This window comes from Streptomyces sp. NPDC043908 (assembly GCF_056435525.1).
The window spans coordinates 555,812-574,637 of record NZ_JBWKEI010000001.1 but is presented as its reverse complement, the minus strand read 5'-3'; the positions used below and the strand labels follow the sequence as shown (position 1 = coordinate 574,637).

The following is an 18,826-nucleotide window of genomic DNA, read 5'->3' as shown; positions in this document are numbered from 1 at the left end:
AAGCGGGAAGAACGGGAAGAAGGAGGCCGCCGTGCACGAGGTGGACGTCGCCATCGTCGGCGCGGGAGCCGCCGGACTGTCCCTGGCGCACCGGCTGTCCGGCCCCCGCTTCCGTGCGCGCCCCCGCACGGTCGCCCTCATCGACGCGCCGCCCGGGCCGCTGCGGCCGCCCCGCCGGACCTGGTGCTTCTGGGAGCCGGGCCCCGGCCGCTTCGACGCCGCGGTCACCGCGTCGTGGCAGCGGCTGCGCACCCGGCCGCGCACCGGCCCACCCGTCGAGGGCGACATCGCGCCCCTGCGGTACAAGATGATCAGGTCGGACGCGTTCGAGGCGCTGGTGGCCGGACAACTGGCGCGCCACCCGGCCGTCCGGCGCCTGGAGGCCACCGTCGAGGCGGTGGAGGACGGCCACCTCGGGGCCCGCGTCCATCTGCGCGACGACCAGGACCGCCCGCGGGTGCTGCGCGCCCGCTGGGTGTTCGACTCCCGCCCCCTGGGCAGCCTGCCCGCCGCGCGCACCACCCTCCTCCAGCACTTCCACGGTTGCTTCGTCCGCACCCCCCGCCCCGCCTTCGACCCGGCCACCGCCGATCTGATGGACTTCCGCACCCCGCAGCCCGCACGCGGTCTGTCCTTCGGCTACGTGCTGCCCCTCACGCCCCACGAGGCCCTGGTGGAGTACACCGAGTTCTCGCCGCGAGTGCTGACGCCGACTCAGTACGAGGCGGCGGTCGGCCACTACACCACCGCCGTGCTCGGCCTCGGCGAGCTGGAAGTGGTCTCCACCGAGACCGGCGTCATCCCGATGACGGACGCCCCGCTCACCCGCCAGACCGGCGCGTCCGTGTTCCGCATCGGCGCCGCGGGCGGCGCGACCCGCCCCGCGACCGGGTACACCTTCGCCGGACTGCAACGCCAGACCCGGGCGGTGGCCGCGGCACTGCACCAGGGCCGCAGACCCGTGCCGCCGCCCGCCCACTCGGCCCGCTCCCGCGCCATGGACGCCGTACTCCTGCGCGCCCTGGACAGCGGCCGGGTCGAGGGACCGGAGCTCTTCGCCCGTCTCTTCGCCGGAGTGCCACTGGGTCGGCTCCTGCGGTTCCTTGACGGACGCACCCGCCTCCACCAGGACCTCGCCATCGGGCTGCGCACCCCCGTGGCCCCCATGCTGCGCTCGGCCCTGGAGCTGCCCTTCCTCCCCCGCCGCCCCTACGACCGCACCTGACCGCACACCGCTCACGGGAGACCGCATGACCTTGCTGCGCGACCAGGACCTGGCCCTGGCGTTCGACCACGCCGCCCGCAGCTACGACGCTCTGGTGGCCATCAACCCCGGCTACCACTCCCACCTGCGCCGCTCGGTGCGGCGCCTGGGCTTCACCGGCGGCGGCGCGGGCCTGCGCGTCCTGGACCTCGGCTGCGGCACCGGTGCCTCCACCGCCGCTCTGCACACCGTCCTGCCGGACGCGGCCATCACGGCCGTGGACGCCTCCGCCGGCATGCTCCAGCGGGCCGCCGCCAAACCCTGGCCCTCCCACGTCACCTTCGTCCACGCACCCGCCGAACGGCTCGCCGAGGCCGGTGTCGAGGGCCCGTTCGACGCCGTGTTCGCCGCCTACCTCTTCCGCAACCTCTCCGACCCCGGCCCGGTCCTCGACGCCGTACGCCGCCTGCTCGCCCCGTCCGGCCGCCTCGGCGTGCACGAGTACACCCTCAGCGGCCGCCGCACGGACCGCGCGGTGTGGACGCTGGTGTGCCGCGGCCTCGTCCAGCCCCTGGCCGGCGCCCTGGGGGACGGCGACCTCTACCGCCATCTGTGGCGCAGCGTCACGGACTTCGACACCGCGGACCGCTTCGCCGCCCGCCTGCGCACCGCCGGGTTCGACCCGGTACACGTGCTGCCCCTGCCCGGCTGGCAGACCGGCATCACCCACACCTTCGTCGCCCGCCGCGCCGACGCTCCCGCCCGGGGAGCGCGATGACCCGCCCGCGACGCCACACGGCCCCCCACCCCGGCCGGGACCGCCGGGCCCGTGCGCTCCCGCCCCCGGCCGGAGCCGCGCGCATCCAGGGCGACCGGCCGAGCACCGCGGTGGTGGGGGGCGGCATCGCGGGCCTGGCCGCCGCGACCGCCCTGGCCGAGCGGGGCGTGGCCGTGACGCTGTACGAGCGGGAGCCCTACCTCGGCGGCCGGGTCGGTGCCTGGCCCACCCGGCTGAGGGACGGGACACGGGCCACCATGAGCCGCGGTTTCCACGCCTTCTTCCGCCAGTACTACAACCTGCGGAGTCTGCTGCGGCGCGCGGACCCCTCCCTCGCCCGGCTCACCCCGCTGCCGGACTACCCGCTGCGGCACCGGGACGGGATGCGGGACAGCTTCCGCCACGTCCCGCGCACACCCCCCTGGAGCGCCCTGGGATTCGCCGCGCTCAGCCCCTCCTTCGGCCTGCGCGACCTGCGCCGGATGAACCCGGCTGCGGCCCTGCCGCTCCTCGACGTCCGCGTCCCCGACATCTATCTGCGCCTCGACCGCACCAGCGCGCACGACTTCCTGGAGGACATCCGCTTCCCGCCCAGCGCCCGCCATCTGGCGTTCGAGGTGTTCTCCCGCAGTTTCTTCGCCGACCCGCGCCATCTGTCGGCGGCCGAGATGGCGCTGATGTTCCACATCTACTTCCTGGGCTCCTCGGAGGGCCTGCTCTTCGACGTGCCCGACGCGCCCTTCACCCAGGCCCTATGGGACCCCCTCGCCGCCCACCTGGAGCGGCACGGCGCCGACGTCCGCACCACCAGCCCCGTGGAACACATCGACCCGCTGCCCGGCGGCGGTTACGAAGTGACCACCGGCGCCGGGGAGCAGAAGCTCCACGACGCCGTCGTCCTGGCCCTGGACACCGGCGGACTGCGCTCGCTGGTGGGCTGGTGCGACCGGCTGGGCGACCCGGCGTGGCGCGAGCGCGTCGCCCGGCTGCGCAACGCCCCGCCCTTCCTGGTCACCCGGCTGTGGCTGGACCGGCCCGTAGCCCGCGACCGGCCGGGCTTCCTGGGCACCAGCGGGTACGCGAACCTCGACAACGTGAGTGTGCTGGACCGCTGGGACGGCGAGGCGGCGCGATGGGCGGCGCGCACCGGCGGATCCGTCGTGGAACTCCACGCGTACGCGCTGCGACCGGACCAGGCCCAGGACGTGGAGCAGAAGCGGCTGATCGACCAACTGCACCTGGTGTATCCGGAGACCCGCGCCGCCGAGATCGTCGACGTCCGCCACGAGTGGCGCGCCGACTGCCCCCTGTTCCCGGTCGGCGGACATGCAGACCGCCCACCGGTGCACACCTCCGACCCGCGTCTGGTGGTGGCCGGGGATTTGGCGCGGGTGGACCTGCCCGTGGCACTGATGGAGCGGGCGGCGACCACCGGATTCCTCGCCGCCAACGCGCTCCTGACCCAGTGGAACGTACGCGGGGAGCCCCTGTGGACCGTCCCCGACCGGGGACGTGGGCCGCTGCTGCGAGCGCTGGGCGGAGGAGGCGGACGCTAGCCAGGATCCGGTTTCGTGGCGTCCAAGGCGCGGACGCTAGCCGGGATCCGGCTTCGAGGAATCCAGGCGGTATCCAGCCCGGCCAGTCGACTGCCACCGCATCGAAGGCGCATCGGTGTCCCTCAGGCTGGGGCACCACTCTCCCGCAGACAGCGGGCGAGCGTGTGCAGGCCACGGCGGGCGTGGCTCTTGACCGTACCGAGCGGCCACCCCGTCACCTGGGCGATCTGGGTGTGCGTGAGGTCGTCGTAGTAGGCGAGCCCGAGAACGCGGCGCTGCGTCGCGGGAAGTTTCGCCAGCTCCTGCCGGACCAGCACCCGGTCGAGCACGGCTTCGGGCCGCGCCCCCGGATCGTGCTCGTGCTGCGCGAGTACGGCCCCGGCCGCCCTGACCAGCTCGGCGCGGCGCGTCCGGGCGGACAGCGTGTCCGCGATCTTGCGCCGGGTGATCCCGACGAGCCAGCCGGCCAGGACGCCCCGCGCGGGCGAATACGTGGAGCGGCCGCGCCAGGCGGCCAGGAACACGGACTGGGTGACGTCCTCCGCCTCGCGCGCGTCGTCCAGCGCCCGCTGGGCCAACGTGTAGACCATGGTGCTCCAGCGCTGGTGCGCGGCGACGAGGCACGCTTCTTCGCCGCGGGCGAACCCCTCGGCCAACTCCTCGTCACCGAGCGCCCCCTGGGCCGGAACCCCCGACGGTGGCCCGGGCGTACCGCCGTCGGCGGTCCCGGGACAGGCGGCCCACGATGCGGTCATGATCGGTGCTCCTCCTCGGCCACTCCAACGCGACCGGGTCGCGCCGCAGATGGCGGTCGACGGGCGGACCGGTGGTACGGCGTCCGCCTGTTGCGGTCGCCGCTCCCCCAGCCTGCAAAGACCCGCCGACGACCTCAACTCGCATCGGATGTGCGTCGTATAGTGCGCGGGTGAGCACCGACCACACGCTCGGGACGGCCCGTTCCGAAGACATCGGCATCACCACCGGCGTACTCGCCCAGCGGCTCGGCGTCTCACCGATGACCATCCGGTCCTGGGGACGCCGTTACGGGCTCGGGCCCGCGCAGCACGAGGGCGGCCGCCACCGCCGCTGGAAGGCGCGGGACATCGCCCTGGTCGAGGAGATGTGCCGCCTGACGGCCCGGGGAATACCTCCCGCCGAGGCGGCCCGCGCCGCCAAGGCCGCCTCCCGGCCCGACCCCGCGGCCCCCGCACCGGACACCGGCCAGCCCGCGGCCGCGTACGCGTACGACACCCGCGACGCCGTGCCGCCGCATCCCGAGGGCACCTCCACACCGTGGCCCGCGTCCGATCCGCTGCCCGCGCCGACGCATGGCAGTCCGCTGGCGCTCGGCACCATTCGTCCCGAGACGCGCGGCCTGGCCCGCGCGTCCGTCCGCCTCGACGCACCCGCCGTACAGGCAAGCCTCAACGCGTTCCTCCAGGAGCACGGCGTGGTGACGGCGTGGGAGGAGATGATGATGCCCACCCTGTACGCGGTGGGCCGTAAGTGGGAGTCCGGCGGCGACCGTTACGTGGAGGTCGAGCACATGCTGTCGTGGCTCATCTCCACCACTCTGCGCAGCGTCCCGCTCCTGCTGCCCTGCCCCCGGCCGCCGCGCGCGGCCCCTCCCACCCTGCTCGCCTGCCTCCCCGACGAGCAGCACACCCTGCCGCTGGAAGCGCTGGAGGCGGCGCTGCGCGTACGCGGAGCCGCGGTCCGCATCCTCGGCGGCGCCGTACCCACGGAGGCACTGACGGCCGCGGTGCGCCGTACCGGCCCGGAGGCGGTGGTGCTGTGGTCCCAGACCCGCTCGACCGCCAGCCTCCCCCTCGCCCAGCACATCGCCGACACGCACTGGGGCATGCGAGGGGCGCGGCGAAGCCCCGTCGTCCTGCTCGCGGGCCCCGGCTGGGGCCACCGCGCGGCCACGCACGGCCTGCTGCGCCCGCGCGGCCTCGGAGAGGCACTCACCCTGCTGGCCCGCGTACGGAAACCCACCTCGTGACGGACATCGACACGGCACGGGGTTACGGCACGGGGTTTACGGACCGCCGATGCGAGCAGCAGGGCGAATACGACCATCCGGTTCTACGACGAGGAGGTCCGCATGTCGGGCGAGGAGAAGACCAAGGCCCACACCGAGCAGGCCAAGGGCAAGGTCAAGGAAACCGTCGGCCGTGCCACGGGCAATGAGCGCATGACTGCGGAAGGCCGCGCCGACCAGGCCAAGGGCGACGCCCGCCAGGCCAAGGAGTCCGCCAAGGACGTGTTCCGCCACTGACGCGGCACGTACGCCTGGTACGCGGGCCCCGACCCACTCTCCCGGGTCGGGGCCCCGCCGCGTGCCGCACTCGGACGTGCGTCACCGCTTCTTCTTCAGCGCGCCGGGCTTGTGCACGGCCGTCCGCCCCGACTTCTCGCTGCGCACCTCGTACTGCGGGTCGTCCGGCGAGGCGGCGACCGTACGCCCCGCCGCGTGGACGCGTTCGGTGAGCTTCCGCTCCACCGTGCCTTCGGTTTCGCTGCCGTGACTGCGCCAGACGACCTCGTCGCCCCGGGAAAGCTCCTGCTGCCCCGGGGGCTCCTTCCTCTTCTTCGCCATCGCCCACTCCTTTCCCGGCCGACCCGGCCTCGCTGGGGAACCGCTCTCCACTCTGGCGGTGAACCTGGCGGGACGCATCCGGGGCCGCCGCGCAGCGCAAGACAGGCGGCACACACCCGACACGGGATGACGAGACGGAAACCACCTAAACTAGGTCGAAAGACTCTCGAAGCCCTCCTGTCGGCGCTGCCAGCCTCGCCATCGCGGCCATCGCGGCCATCGCCGAGCGGGGCTTTCGCACAGGGCGGGCAGGGCACGAGGAGCGGGGCACGAGGCGGAACGGAGTGGAGATGCGACGGTGCTCCCAGGAGCCGGGTGATGAGGCCGAAGGCCTGTTCGGCATGGAGGAGCTCATGGCCGCGGCCGCGCCGTCGGAAACCGAACAGGCGCGGCCGTTCCGCGACGGTCCGGAGGCCCGCCGACTCCTGCGCGTGACGGAGATCCACGCGGAGCCCGGCGCGGCCGCGTCCTGGCGAGGCCGCCAGATCATCGCCCGCTTCCCGGACGCCCGGCTCATCGAGACGGAGTCCCACTGGCGCATCCCCCACCTGCACGGCAACGAGGGAAACGTGGAGCGCTGGGTACGGATCAAGCGGGAGACGCTGGTCCTGGGCGAGCGCACCTCCCTGACCGTCCGGCCGAACGGCCGCTCCGCCGACTGGATCGCTCCTGGCCTGTCCAACGGATGCGCCATGGCCTGCGCGTACTGCTACGTCCCGCGCCGCAAGGGCTTCGCCAACCCCATCACCGTGTTCACCAACGTCGACCGCGTCCTCGGTGCCCTGCGCCGCCACATCACGGCCGCCGGCCCCAAGACGGAACCCAACCAGTGCGACGAGCAGGCCTGGGTCTACGACGTCGGAGAGAACGGCGACTGCTCGGTGGACGACCTGATCAGCGACAACACCGCCGACCTCGTCCACGCCTTCCGCCGCTGGCCCACCGCCAAGGCCTCCTTCGCGACCAAACTGGTCAACCCGGACCTCCTGCGACTCGATCCGCAGGGCCGCACGCGGATCCGCTTCTCCCTCATGCCGCCCAAGGACTCCCGCCTCCTCGACATCCGGACCAGCCCCGTCCCCGATCGCGTCGAGGCCGCCGCGGACTTCCTGGACGCCGGATACGAGGTGCACTTCAACCTGTCCCCGGTGGTGCTCCGGCCAGGGTGGCAAGAGGACTGGGACGAACTGCTGCGCATGATGGACGACGTACTGCCGCGCCGGGTCAAGGACCAGAGCGCGGCGGAGATCATCATGCTCACCCACAACCAGGACCTCCACGAGGTCAACCTCGGCTGGCACCCCCGGGCCGAGGAGGTGCTGTGGCGAGAGGACCTCCAGCAGCCCAAGCAGTCCGAGAACGGCGCCTGGAACGTCCGCTACCGCACTGGGGTCAAGCATGAGGCCGTGGAGACCCTGACCCGCATGATCGAGACGCGCACACCCTGGCTGCGGGTGCGCTACGCCTTCTGACTGACGCACGTGGCCGCCGGGAGGCACGAGTCTCGTGGGCCTCCCCGTCGTGTCGGGCGTAACGGACCCTCCCGTCAGGGCCGGGCGACCGCTCCCGCCGCCGGTGCGAGGGCGTACGCGCTGACCAGGCCTGCGACACCGAGCACGCAGTTCAGGCCGACGGCCGTGGAGGGCGATGTGCCGCCCCAGGCCATGATCAGGACGACACCCGTCACCAGGACGGCCAGGAACGACGAGTAATGACGGCGGAGCGACCCCGCGAAGTCGACGGACATGGGTATCTCACCTTCCTGAGGCTGGTGAACCGGGACATCCCCCATTCCACCGGCCGTGGTGCCGGCCGTCCACGGAATCCCACGAGCTCCGAGAGACCGGGAAAGGGATCAGAAGTTCGGTCTTCTTCAGCGGATTTCGGCGAAGTTCCCCGCCGGGGGTGTGCCGGATGCGAGTATCGCGGCCATCCGGGGTGATGTCGGGGGGCGGAGGCGACGTGGAGGACCACGCACGCGGGTCACTGCCACCCGTACAGCGGTTCGCCGCCGAGTTGCGACGATTACGCATCAGCGCGGGCGACCCTCAGCTCAAGACGATCGCCGCGCGAGCACAGTGCAGCCAGGCGACGGTCTCCGAGGCGCTCCACGGCAAACGCCTGCCCAGTGAGACCCTCACCCGTCGGCTGGTCACCGCTCTCGGCGGGGACTGGGGTTGGTGGAGCGAGTTCTGGCGAGCCGTCCGGACCGAGCAGGACGACCTGAAGCACCCCGCCGGGGACGCCCCGCTGCGGATGCATGAGGTCAACATGGTCTGTTACGCGGACGCTCCCGCCCTGTACCGGGCCGCGACCGACCGCGTTCGCGCTGCCCGCCGTGAGATCCGCCTCACGTACGTACGGCTGCATCCTCCGGACCACTGGGTCTCCTCGGAGGTGACCGCCTACTACGAGGCGGTGTTGCAGTGGGCCAGGGAACACGCCGACGAGTCCACGAGCGTGCGGCGCATCATCGGAGTTCCGGAGCGCAACGGCACACCGCCGCCCGCGTATCTGGCCTGGCTGCACCGGCATCAGGCAGAGACCAGGGACGTGTACGCCTACGAGGCCCGGGTGATGCCCTGGAACAGCTCCTGCGCCTGGCACAACACCGCTTTGCTGGACGACTCCGTCTCCTTCCTCTCCTTCTCCGGCGCCGGCCGTCAGCAGCTCACGGGATTCAGTGTCGAAGGGCCGGTGTTCCTGTCGCACTTCGCGTCGATGTTCGACCGCGCCTGGGGGGCGTTGGAGACGCTCGACGACTACGCGGCCAGGCACTGACGGGGACGCCCCCGGAAACCGGATGCTGTTCGAACGCGTCCTGAAGATCGATAGGGTCGGTCGCTGTACTGCACGGACACGGGGGAGATGGCATGAGCCAGGCGCTCTACACGGAACGGTCGTGGAATCCGTTGGCGCGGACCGTTGAGCTGACCGAGGAGGAACTGCGTCGCGGCGGCAGGATCACGCCGCTGAGCGAGCTGAACCTGCCGGCCATGGCCGAGGCGTTCCAGCGCGGCCAGTGGCTCGGCGGCGGCGGCACGGAACGTCCGCTGGACCGGTTGGCCGCCGACGGTGGCATCATCCCGGTCACGCGCGTCACCGGCACCACCACGCCGGTGAAAGTACGTCAGGCAGCCGAATTCGCCCAGCGTTTGGGAGAGTTGGCGGTACGGCACTGCGGCGGTCCCGCGCAGCTGCACGCCCTCGTCGAGCGGGCGCGGGCGGAGGGTGTGCCGTTGTGGATCGCCCGGCGGTACGCCCACGGACCCGCCGGCCCGGTGGCCGTGGCAGTGGACCGCCGGCTGGTACGCGTCGATGTGTGGGGTCCGGGCGCTCCTCCCGTACGGATACGGGCGCCGCACGGTTTCCTGAGCAGCGTCGCCGACCAGGCGCAGGGGCTGCGGATGACCGTCGGGGAGGCACCGGCCGCCCTGGTCCTCAGGAAGAAGCTGCGCAAGTCCAAGAGCTACGTACAGGCGCGGCTGCCGCAGGGAGTCTGGGAGTTGCGACGGGCGAACCACGCGAGTTCCTGGGTGCTGCGCGACGAGCGGCGGGTCGCCCTGATCGAGCGTCCGCCGCGCCGTCCCGACCTCGATCCCGGTACGGTGCTGCTGCCCCTGGCGCCCGTGCGCTACGAGAGCCCGGACCCGCTGGACGCCGTGATGGCCCAGGTCTTCGCGGTCGCCTTCGGTGTGGGCGACACCACGGGGACGGCCCGCTTCCGGCTTCAGCGCCAGCCCGCCAGGGCCGGCGAACCGGTCGCAAGCGATGACGCCTGGGACCGCCCCTGGTTCAGCAACCTGGGCAGCGGCGGCGACGACAACGAACCGGGCGGCTCGGACGGCTGGGGCTCCGACGGCGGAGACGGCGGGGACGGGGGCGGTGGCGGCGATGGAGGCGGCGGGGACAGCGGCGGTGGGGACGGCGGCGGGGACTAGGGAGCATGTCCCAGCCCACGGGAGGGAGCACCGTGGGCCCACCGTGGGCCGGGGGACGCCCTGGACAGGCGCTCGCGCGCAGACTGTGGAGCAGGCCCTGGGCGGCGGGACCGGCGGGGCCGGCGGGGCCAGGGAGGTCCTACCGGCCCATACCGCTGCCTGCCGTACAACTCACCGACTCGCGACTCACCCACACGGCCCAAGCAGAAACGAAACCTCACTCCCCATACAGCCCCACCACCGTCACAGGACGCGCGGCCGAAGGGAGAGTAACGCCAGGGCGGTCGGTCGGCTGCCCGGAGCGCCATCGGGGCACCTGGAGGCCGTACGTGTCTGACTCACCGCAACACCGCATCTTCGCCATGCTGGACGTGGACGGCGACGGCGTCATCACCCGCACCGAATACCTCGCACGGGTCGACCGCGTGGCCTCCGCCATGGGCCGCGACGCGCACCACCCGGTCGTCACCGAGTCCCGGGCGGCCCATGAGGCGGTTTTCGCGGACATGGACGCCGACCACGACGGACGCGTCACCTTCGAGGAATACCGCGGCTGGGTCGGGCACGAGACCTTCGAGCGCTCCTGCCGGCGGGCTCTGGGGTCGCTGTTCGACATCGCCGACACCGATGCCGACGGACAGCTGAACCGTGCCGAGTTCGCCCGCCTGCGCACCACGGCGGGCAACGCCGAGACCGACGTCGACGCGGCATTCGACGCTCTGGATGCCGACCAGGACGGACTGATCAACCGCGACACCTACCTGACGGGCATCCGCGACTTCGTCACCACGGGCAACTCCCCCATGGCCGCGGCCTATGGCGCCCCGGTGCTGGACACACTTTCCTGACCCGACTCTCGGCCGACGGCAGCGCCGCGCTTCGGGGTTGCTGCCGTGGGCTGACGTGCGGGCGGACGGGCGGGCGGACGGGTCAGAGTGGGCCCTGGCCCGCGATGCGGAGTGCTACATCGATGTGGCTGTACCCGGGCATGGGCGACCCCGCGGCCTTCTCGTAGCGCACAGCGTCGGCGATCCCCAGTTTCTCGCCGTTGGCGAGGGTTCTGTTCGTGGTCCACAGGAGCATCCGTAGGTGTTCGTTCTGGACGCTGAGGATCTGGGCGGAAGATTCCAGCGGCACGCCGCTACGAAGCCGCCAGTCGGCGACGGCGTCCCAGAAAGTGGCCACGGTGTCCCAGCAGACCAGGCTCCGGGGCCCGAGCAGCGGACGTATCTCGTCGAGCGACCGAAACGTGTCGAGTCCGTGGGAGGCGACGTTCTGGAGGTTCTCCAGGAACGCGACGGCAAACTCGTACTCCGCCTCGTCCTCCAGCAGTTCCTCGACGAACGCCAGAACCTCGGCGGTCACACCGAGGTCCCGCTCGGCTGCGCGAAAGGCGACCTGTCGGCATACCTCCAGATCGTCCGTGCTGTCCACCGACCCAGGCTTGAGACCCGCGGTGTCGAGGAATCGCCGGGAGCGCCCTACGGGGCGTCGGCGCCATGGGATGCGCATGGATACTCTTCCTGGTGTGCAGCGATGGCGATCACGGTCGCCGTGGCCGGACAGCATGACACAGCGTTCCGGCACGGGCGTTCACGGGGAGCGGCATCAGTCGCTTCGCGGGCTCTTCGAGTGCAACCTGCCGATCGCTCGTGCGCATCGTGCGGCTCCTGGGGGACCTGCGGCACCAGCGGCCTCTCCCCCTTGGTGATCAGCCCGGCGATCAACTCGTCGTTACCCACGAGTCGGCAAGCTGTCTCGGCGCGGTCCTCGGGACCGACGGGCCGGGACCGCGAGCGTGAGGACTACTACTGACGTTCGCGACCAGCGGGGGCAACGCCCCCCATCGGGATCGGGCAGTAAGGGGAACATGAAATATATCAAGGCCGCCTGGGACGACGAGCTTCAGGGGTTCTTCACGGACGCGCGGGCATACCTGGCCGCGCTCCCGGAGTTCGCTGAGGCGCTGCCGCCCGGTGCCCGCGCGTTCGCCTCCGACGCCGAGCACTACCGGCGCGACGCCGCGTGCTGCGTGAAGGACCTGGAGCTCTCCGACATCCGGATCGCGACGGACAAGAGCGGCACACTCACCCTCGTATTCGCGCCCAACCAGTGGAAACACGAGACGGGCCTTCGTATCGCCTACGAGGGCGTCGTCCGTTTCGCCGTCTCCTACGACCACGGCGTCGACTGGATGCGGTGCGATGCCGTGCTCCTCGACGAAATCCTGCCCGCCGACGACGGCGGCTGCGTCCACGAGATCGCCCTGACCGACGCCACGATCACGGTCCATGCCCGCGACCTTCGGGCGGACTGGGACGTGGCCCCTGGTGACGTGGCCTGCGGTACGGGAGGACCCAGGTGAGTGGTCCCTCGCGGCGGGCCGCGTGAAATGGAGAGCGGTATTCGGTCCGCGGCCCGGTGGGCTTCACGGTCTGGTGGCGCGCAGGGCCACCAGGTGTTGGCGGACCTCACGCGTCAGAGGATGGTTCTCGCCGAACGCTCGCAGGCACGTGGAGAGGGTCCGGTTGTACAGGCGGAGGGCCCGGCGTCCCGCTCCCACGGTCCGGTAGAACCCCGCCAGGCTGATCTGGCTGCCGATGGTGTCGGGGTGGGCCGCGCCCAGTACCTTCTTCTGGCGGCGCAGGGTGTTCCAGAGCAGGGGGAGGGCTTGGCGGAAATCCCCTGCCGTGGCGTAGGCGACGGCCAGGTTGTGGGCGGCGGTGAGTGTGTGGAGGTGGTTCTCCCCCAGGGTTTCCGTGCACGCGGCGAGGTTGACTTCGTACAGCCGCACGGCCCCGTGGAGGTCACCCGTCCCCTCGTACGTCCCGGCGAGACCGTTGCGGACGGTGAGGGTGCCGGGGTCGTCGGGGCCCAGCACCTCCTCCATGCCTGTGAGTGCCTGCTCGAACAAGGGCCTGGCGCGGTCCGGTCGCCCCGCGAGCCGGTGGGTGTACGCCAGCAAGCCGAGCACGCCGAGGGTGTCCGGGTGGCGGGCGCCGAGGTCCCGTGTCCGTATGCGGTACGTCTGCTCGTACAGCTCTATGGCCCGGTCCAGGTCACCCGCTTCGCGGTGGGCGTCGGCGAGGTGTCGGCGGGTGTTGACGGTGTCGGGGTGGTCCGCCCCCAGGGTGTTCTCGCGGACCTCCAGGATCTGCTGGAAGAGGGGTCGGGCGCGCTCGGGATTGCCCGCCGTGAGGTGCGCCACTGCCAGGTTGTGCCGGTCGGTGAGCGCGCCGGGGTAGTCCGGGCCCAGTCGGGCCTGGTTGTCGTGGACGGATTGCTCCAGGAGCGGGACGGCACGCGCCCCGTCGCCGGCTGCCAGGAAGCCGTAGCCGAGGTCGGCACTACGGGTATCGCGGACTTCCTCGTTCCAGGGGTCTTGCGGAGCGCCGGGGGCGGTGCTGGCCGCGGGAGCGGCCGTTGATGGTCCGGGGCGGCCCGTGGGTTGTTCAGGCGGGGTGTTGAGGCGCGCGATCCCGTCGAGATCGCCGACCGAGCGGTAGGCGAGAGCGAGGGCGACCCGGGCGGCACGGGTCATGCCGTGGTTCTCGCCGTGTACCCGCTCCAGGTCGGGCAGGACTTCCTCGAACAGCGCGACGGCTCGGTCCAGGTCGCCGGCGTCCCGGTAGGCGCCCGCCAGGTTGGCCCGTACGAGAAGGGTGTCGGGGTGTTCCTCGCCCAGGGCCCGTTCCATGTCACCGACGATCGCGGTGAGCCGGGACACTGCCTGGTCGGGCGGCTCCGCCATCCTGCGGCGCATGCCCGTGATGTTGTTCCTGGTCACCAGGGTGAGGTGATGATCCTCGCCGAGCACGCGCACGCATGCCGTGAGGTTCTCCTCGAAGAGGCGAAGGGCTCCGGTGTGGTCTCCCGCCTGCTGCCGCGTGCGGGCGAGGGTGTTGCGCGCGGTGAGGGTGAAGAGATCCTCCTCGCCCGCGGGTGTGTCGTCGTACAAGGGCCGGTCGCCGGGGCTCCCCTCCAGTACGGCGAAGGCCTTGTCCGGGTCTCGCGCCGCCTGGTAGGCCGCGGCGAGGTTGTTACGGCTGGCGAGGGTGAGGGGGTGTGTGGCCCCCAGTACGCGTTTCTCGTCGTCGAAGGCCCGCTCGTACAGGGGGATGGCGCGTTCCAGATGCCCTGCCGCCTCGTAGGCGTGCGCCAGGTTGTGCCGGCAGGTGAGGGTGTTGATGTCGTCGGGGCCCAGTTCCCGCTCATGGTGGTCGAGGGCACGACGAAGGTGTGCGCCGCTGCGGGCGGCCAGTCCCTGGCTGAGGAGGAAGACACCGGCGTGGTTGAGGAGGCGTGCCGTGGTGCTGGTCTCGGCGGAGGAGGGTGTGTGGCCGGCTATGGCGTCCATGTGCGGAAGGACGGCCCGCCCGAAGGACCAGGTGGCGGGGTCCTTCCAGTCGGTCGGCCGGAGGAGGGTCTCCAGGGCGGCTGTCGCGCGGCCACGGGCCTCGGTGAGGAGGTGGGGCTCGCGGTGCGGGTCTGCCGGGTCGGCGGTACGCGCGACGGACTGGACCAGCCGGTGCAGGGAGAAGGCACGCGTGGCGGGGTCCACGGTGATCATGCTGTACGCGTTCAGGACACCGACGGCGCTCGCGACCTCGACCGGTTCGCCCTCGTCGTCCACGAGGTCGACGGGTATGCCGTCCGGGGCGTACCAGGCGAGGGTGCGCAGCATGTCGGGCGCCAGTGGCTGCAGTTCGCTGATGCGGTCCAGCGTCACGCGCCAGATGCGGGCGATGGTGCGCTCGGCGACCGTGAAGCCCTCACCGCCCTGCTGGTACAGCGGGCCGGGGTCCTGCCGAAGCAGTTCCAGGTAGGTGCGCGGGGTCAGCAGCGGGTTCTGGGCGAGGAAGGCGGCGGCTTGCTCGACGGCGAGGGGTAACTGGCCCAGCTCCGCGCACAGTTCGGCCGCTCCGGTCAGGTCCCGGGAGCCTCCGCCCCCGGCGATGCGGGTGAGCAGGGCCAGCGATTCGGCCGGTTGCAGGGCGTCGAGCCGGATGACGGCCGTGGCGTCGTGCCATACGGTGGCGAGTCTGCTGGTGATCAGGAAGCGGCCCTTGGGCGCGCGGGCCAGGAGGGGGGCGATGTCCGCGAGGTGGTTGACGTTGTCGAGGATGAGCAGCCAGCCGCTGTGCGCGGCCAGCCACTGCATCCCGTTCTCGGCCAGCGCTTCCACCGTCATCGCCTTGGAGGCGGCCGGCTGGAGGGACGTGGCCAGCGCAGCGAGGCCCTGCTGCACGCTCGCCGCGCTGTCGGCCGATATCCACCGGACGGGCGTGAGACCGTGCTTGCGGGCCCGGGTGGCCGCCCAGTGCACGGCCAGCGTGCTCTTGCCCACTCCCCCGAGGCCGTGCACGGCATGGAGCCACACGCCGCCGGGCTTCTTCAGGGAGGCGTCGAGAAGGTCGAGTTCGGCGGCGCGCCCCACGAAGTGGGCGGTGCGGTACGGCAGGTTGTCCAGTCCCGGCCTGGCCTTCAGCTCGGCGGCGGGCCGCACGGCCTCCGGTGGCAGCACCACGCTGGAATGGTCGTTGTAGATGCCCGTGACGGCGATGCCGCCGTTCGCGGCGATCGCGTTTCCGCTGCCGGACACCTGCTGCTCCGGCGCGTCCCCGCCGACCGTACCGCCCGCGAGGGTGCGCTTGCCCAGGTCGTACCTTCTGCCCCATCGCCACTTGGCCATCGCGCCGCTCCGGTCGCTACTCGGCCACGATGCCGGTGACGGCAGTGGATCCCGCACCGGTCGCGTGCGCGTCCCCGGTGTTCACCGCTCGGGCCGGCCGTCCGCCGTCCACCCGCCTGATCCCTGTCACCGCGCTGCCCCCGTCCCGTGCCTCGGCGTTCCCCGTCGCCAGGGCCACGTCGTCCCCGGTGCCGGCGACGAGGGCCAGCAGGGCGCGCAGGTCCTGGGCCGTTCGCTCCTGCTCTCGCGCGTCCAAGGACTCCAGCAGGGCCTCGAACCTCTCCTGCCACGCACCTTCCTGACGCAGCAGCTCCCGGTCCGGGTCCGCGGCCGCGCCCGGCTCCAGTGCCCGGGCGGTGCGGTCCAGCCGCTCCAGTTCGGCCCGCCCGCGTTCCGCGTCCCCACGGCCGAAGAGTGCGGCGACCCGCTCCCGGACCGCGTGCCACGCGTCGGTTCCGGCGGCCTGGGCCACCGCACCGCCGCTCGCCGCGGCCAGTGCAGTCAGCGTCTCGACCAGCACCGTCCCCCACCTGCCCCTCACGTCGCCCGGACTCGATTACTCGCAACGTACAGCAACTGGGCGCCGAATCAGGCGGGATGAGTGCCGCGTGGCGGACGGGCGAACCCGTCAGGGTTGTTCTGGAAGTGGCCGTTCCGCACCGGTGTCACCCGTGCCTGCGTCTCGGCTCCGGATCGTTGCGGCCGCCCGGTCGAGTTCGTCGAGCACGATCCGTACGGCTCGGCGTGCGGAGCGTTCGGGGCGGTGGAGTACGTCGATGTGGCGTCGGGTGTGCACGCCGCTGAGCGGCCGGAAGACCAGTGCCGGGTGCGGGCGCGTGGTCCAGCGGGGCATCAGGGCCAGGCCGCCCCCGGCTGCCACCGCCTCGGCGACCACGGTGAACTCGTTGATGCGGTGGACGATGTCGAGCCGTCGGTTCGCGGCGTTCGCGATGGCGTCGATGGTCGCCATCAGGGGGAAGCCGTCGTGCACGGTGATCCAGGGCTGGTCGGCGACGTCGCGCGGGGTGAGGCGTCGTCTGGCGGCCAGGGGGTGGTCGGCCGGCAGGGCGATGTCGAGCGGTTCGCGCAGCAGCGTGCGAGCGGTGACCGTGCCGGGCCAGGGAGGCGCCTGGTCGAGACGGTGGGCGAGTACGAGGTCGTAGTGGCGGGTCAGTCGCGGGAAGTGTTCCTGCTCGACGTCCTCGTCGGCGAACGAGAGCCGCGGGTGCCCGGAGCCGGTCCGGCCGCGCAGCAGGAGGGGGAAGAACGCGGAGGCGGCGCTGTGGAAGGCCGCAACGGACACCTCCGCGTCCGGCTGGTCGACGAACTCCTCGATGGTGTGCCGCGCCCGGGCCAGCGCGGTCTCCACCTCGATGGCCGCAGCGGCCAGGGCGGTGCCGGCGTCCGTGAGGACCAGCCGCCGTCCGTCGCGCTCGGTGAGAGGGACGGGAATCGAGCGTTGCAGCAGGCGCAGCTGCTGCGAGACCGCGGACGGCGTCATCAGCAGCGCCTCGGCGGTCGCGGTGACGCTTCCCAGTTCGCCGAGCTCCCGCAAGATCTGCAACTGTCGTTCGTTCACGCCCACAGTGTAGGGATACTTCAAGATCCCTTAAGAAGTACGGCCTTGGCTTCACGGTGGAAGCAAGGGAGCGTAGGGGGGTGTTCCACTCCCGCCGCACTGACGCAGTGCTTCTCCTTGTCGCCATCGTCTGGGGCTCCAGCTACCTGGCCGCGAAGACGGCCACCTCCGCGCTGCCCGTCCTGGTGGTGCTGTTCGCGCGGTACGCGATCTCCGGGCCGGCCTGCCTCGCCCTCGTCGCCGCCCGGCAGGAGCCGCGCTGCACGCGCGACGAGGTGCGCGTCGGTTCCTTCTTGGGGGTCACCCAGGCGGCTGTCCTGGTCCTCGAGACCTACGGGGTCGCGCACACCAGCGCGGCCAACGCCGGCCTGATCATCAGCCTCACCATCGTGCTCACCCCCCTGCTGGACCGCACCGCCGGCAACGGTTCCCTGCCTCCGCGCTTCTTCGCCGCCACCGGTGTGTGTCTGCTGGCCGTCACCCTGCTCATGTCCGGCAGCGGCTTCCACACCCCCCGCCTCGGCGACCTGCTGATGCTCGCCGCCGCGGTGGTGCGTGCCGTGCACGTCGCGCTCGTGGGGCATCTGACGAAGGGCCGCGCCGTCCGGCCCTTGCAACTCACGGCCGTCCAAACGGTTCTCGGCGCGGTGCTGTTGGCCGTGCCGGCCTCCAGCGGCCTGCCGAGACTGACGCACGTCGATGCCGCCGTCTGGGGCCAACTCGTCTATCTGGCCCTGTTCTGCAGCGTGTTCGCCTTCCTCGCGCAGACCTGGGCGGTCCAGAACAGTTCGGCGAGCCGGGCCAGTCTGCTCCTGGGCACCGAGCCGGTCTGGGCCGTCGCGGTGGGCATCGGGCTCGGCGGTGAGAAGGTCACCGCCCTCGCGGGTCTCGGGGCGGCGCTCATGGTCACCGGCACGTACTGGGGGCAGAGCATCGAACACGCCCACCGCACCACGCGACAAGAGGAGTCACCATGCCGGACAGCGGCACCTACCAGCGTCTGATCGACCTGCTCGACAGCACCGCCACCGTGTACAAGGTCATGGACCACGAACCGGAGGGCACGACCGAAACGGTCAGCGCACTGCGCGGACACCCGGTGTCGGAAGCGGCGAAGTGCCTCGTTCTCATCGTCAAGGTCGACCGGCGGGTCACCCGTTACGTGCTCGCGGTCGTCCCGGGTGACCGGCGCGTGGACCTCGGGGCCGTCCGCGCGCTGTACGCGGCGCGGTACGTGGGTTTCTGTGACGCGGCCACGGCCGAGCGACTGGCCCAGGCCGTTCCGGGCACCGTCCTGCCCTTCAGCTTCGACCCCGACCTCGAACTCATCGCGGACCCCGAGGTCGTCGCGCAGCCCCGCCTCTACTTCAACGCCGCTCGCCTGGACCGATCACTGGTCATGTCCGGGGCGGATTACGCGAAGCTCGCCCAGCCGCGGATCGAGCGCATCGCGGGTCCCGTAACGGAGTGACGG

19 protein-coding genes are annotated in these 18,826 nt (G+C 71.9%); 12 read left to right on the top strand and 7 right to left on the bottom strand.

Features of this window, described 5'->3' with window-relative positions; translation table 11 throughout:
• The first annotated feature begins 31 nt into the window (after window positions 1-31).
• Genes AC069K_RS02690 through AC069K_RS02680 form a run of 3 tightly spaced genes read left to right on the top strand, consistent with a single transcriptional unit; the run spans window position 32 to window position 3,538 of the window.
• Window positions 32-1,225, top strand: coding sequence for a lycopene cyclase family protein (locus AC069K_RS02690; RefSeq protein WP_478611446.1), 1,194 nt, complete (start codon window positions 32-34; stop codon window positions 1,223-1,225).
• Between the two features lie 25 nt (window positions 1,226-1,250).
• Window positions 1,251-1,982 (top strand): class I SAM-dependent methyltransferase, encoded by a 732-nt coding sequence (locus AC069K_RS02685; RefSeq protein WP_478611444.1) that lies wholly within the window; start codon window positions 1,251-1,253, stop codon window positions 1,980-1,982.
• Window positions 1,979-3,538 (top strand): FAD-dependent oxidoreductase, encoded by a 1,560-nt coding sequence (locus tag AC069K_RS02680; RefSeq protein WP_478611442.1) that lies wholly within the window; start codon window positions 1,979-1,981, stop codon window positions 3,536-3,538. Before AC069K_RS02685 ends, AC069K_RS02680 begins: the two co-directional genes overlap by 4 nt.
• A 122-nt stretch (window positions 3,539-3,660) precedes the next feature.
• Here AC069K_RS02680 and AC069K_RS02675 read toward each other — a convergent pair whose 3' ends face one another.
• Window positions 3,661-4,293, bottom strand: coding sequence for an RNA polymerase sigma factor (locus AC069K_RS02675; RefSeq protein ID WP_365108036.1), 633 nt, complete (start codon window positions 4,291-4,293; stop codon window positions 3,661-3,663).
• Between the two features lie 170 nt (window positions 4,294-4,463).
• On the opposite strand from AC069K_RS02675, the gene AC069K_RS02670 reads away from it, so the two are divergent.
• Both AC069K_RS02670 and AC069K_RS02665 read left to right on the top strand, forming a co-directional pair.
• Window positions 4,464-5,543, top strand: a complete 1,080-nt coding sequence (locus AC069K_RS02670) for a MerR family transcriptional regulator (protein ID WP_365108038.1) — start codon at window positions 4,464-4,466, stop codon at window positions 5,541-5,543.
• Between the two features lie 102 nt (window positions 5,544-5,645).
• Window positions 5,646-5,819: a CsbD family protein gene (locus tag AC069K_RS02665; RefSeq protein ID WP_365108041.1), complete on the top strand. Its 174-nt coding sequence runs from the start codon at window positions 5,646-5,648 to the stop codon at window positions 5,817-5,819.
• Window positions 5,820-5,900: 81 nt separating this feature from the next.
• On the opposite strand, the gene AC069K_RS02660 is transcribed toward AC069K_RS02665, so the two are convergent.
• The gene (locus AC069K_RS02660) at window positions 5,901-6,140 is read right to left on the bottom strand and encodes a hypervirulence associated TUDOR domain-containing protein (RefSeq protein WP_365108044.1); all 240 of its coding nucleotides are present in this window, start codon (window positions 6,138-6,140) and stop codon (window positions 5,901-5,903) included.
• 290 nt (window positions 6,141-6,430) lie between these two features.
• Between AC069K_RS02660 and AC069K_RS02655 the strand changes: the two genes are divergently transcribed.
• Complete coding sequence (locus tag AC069K_RS02655; RefSeq protein ID WP_478611439.1) at window positions 6,431-7,612, top strand: spore photoproduct lyase family protein; 1,182 nt, start codon at window positions 6,431-6,433, stop codon at window positions 7,610-7,612.
• A 74-nt stretch (window positions 7,613-7,686) separates the two neighbouring features.
• Here AC069K_RS02655 and AC069K_RS02650 read toward each other — a convergent pair whose 3' ends face one another.
• Entirely contained in the window at window positions 7,687-7,887 is a 201-nt protein-coding gene (locus AC069K_RS02650; RefSeq protein ID WP_478611438.1) for a hypothetical protein, read from the bottom strand.
• Window positions 7,888-8,102: 215 nt separating this feature from the next.
• Between AC069K_RS02650 and AC069K_RS02645 the strand changes: the two genes are divergently transcribed.
• The 3 genes from AC069K_RS02645 (at window position 8,103) to AC069K_RS02635 (ending at window position 10,929) form a co-directional block, all read left to right on the top strand.
• Window positions 8,103-8,921, top strand: coding sequence for a helix-turn-helix domain-containing protein (locus AC069K_RS02645; RefSeq protein WP_478611436.1), 819 nt, complete (start codon window positions 8,103-8,105; stop codon window positions 8,919-8,921).
• Between the two features lie 92 nt (window positions 8,922-9,013).
• Window positions 9,014-10,081: a hypothetical protein gene (locus AC069K_RS02640; RefSeq protein ID WP_478611435.1), complete on the top strand. Its 1,068-nt coding sequence runs from the start codon at window positions 9,014-9,016 to the stop codon at window positions 10,079-10,081.
• Window positions 10,082-10,410: 329 nt separating this feature from the next.
• Entirely contained in the window at window positions 10,411-10,929 is a 519-nt protein-coding gene (locus AC069K_RS02635) for an EF-hand domain-containing protein (RefSeq protein WP_478611433.1), read from the top strand.
• 82 nt (window positions 10,930-11,011) lie between these two features.
• On the opposite strand, the gene AC069K_RS02630 is transcribed toward AC069K_RS02635, so the two are convergent.
• Complete coding sequence (locus AC069K_RS02630) at window positions 11,012-11,515, bottom strand: hypothetical protein (RefSeq protein WP_478611431.1); 504 nt, start codon at window positions 11,513-11,515, stop codon at window positions 11,012-11,014.
• Between the two features lie 436 nt (window positions 11,516-11,951).
• Here AC069K_RS02630 and AC069K_RS02625 point away from each other — a divergent pair, with 436 nt between their 5' ends.
• Window positions 11,952-12,446: a hypothetical protein gene (locus AC069K_RS02625; RefSeq protein WP_478611429.1), complete on the top strand. Its 495-nt coding sequence runs from the start codon at window positions 11,952-11,954 to the stop codon at window positions 12,444-12,446.
• A 63-nt stretch (window positions 12,447-12,509) separates the two neighbouring features.
• Here the strand turns inward: AC069K_RS02625 and AC069K_RS02620 are convergent, their stop codons facing one another.
• From AC069K_RS02620 to AC069K_RS02610, 3 genes are all read right to left on the bottom strand, one after another.
• A complete protein-coding gene (locus AC069K_RS02620) occupies window positions 12,510-15,773 on the bottom strand; it encodes a tetratricopeptide repeat protein (protein WP_478611427.1) in 3,264 nt (1,087 codons plus the stop codon).
• Between the two features lie 16 nt (window positions 15,774-15,789).
• On the bottom strand, window positions 15,790-16,293 hold the full coding sequence (locus tag AC069K_RS02615; RefSeq protein WP_478611424.1) for a hypothetical protein: 504 nt from the start codon (window positions 16,291-16,293) through the stop codon (window positions 15,790-15,792).
• A 108-nt stretch (window positions 16,294-16,401) separates the two neighbouring features.
• Complete coding sequence (locus AC069K_RS02610) at window positions 16,402-17,352, bottom strand: LysR family transcriptional regulator (RefSeq protein ID WP_478611421.1); 951 nt, start codon at window positions 17,350-17,352, stop codon at window positions 16,402-16,404.
• A gap of 80 nt (window positions 17,353-17,432) precedes the next feature.
• Between AC069K_RS02610 and AC069K_RS02605 the strand changes: the two genes are divergently transcribed.
• Together AC069K_RS02605 and AC069K_RS02600 are read left to right on the top strand one after the other, a co-directional pair.
• A complete protein-coding gene (locus AC069K_RS02605) occupies window positions 17,433-18,356 on the top strand; it encodes a DMT family transporter (protein WP_478611418.1) in 924 nt (307 codons plus the stop codon).
• Window positions 18,326-18,823: a YbaK/EbsC family protein gene (locus tag AC069K_RS02600; protein ID WP_478611415.1), complete on the top strand. Its 498-nt coding sequence runs from the start codon at window positions 18,326-18,328 to the stop codon at window positions 18,821-18,823. The genes AC069K_RS02605 and AC069K_RS02600 overlap by 31 nt, the downstream gene beginning before the upstream one ends.
• Window positions 18,824-18,826: the final 3 nt, after the last annotated feature.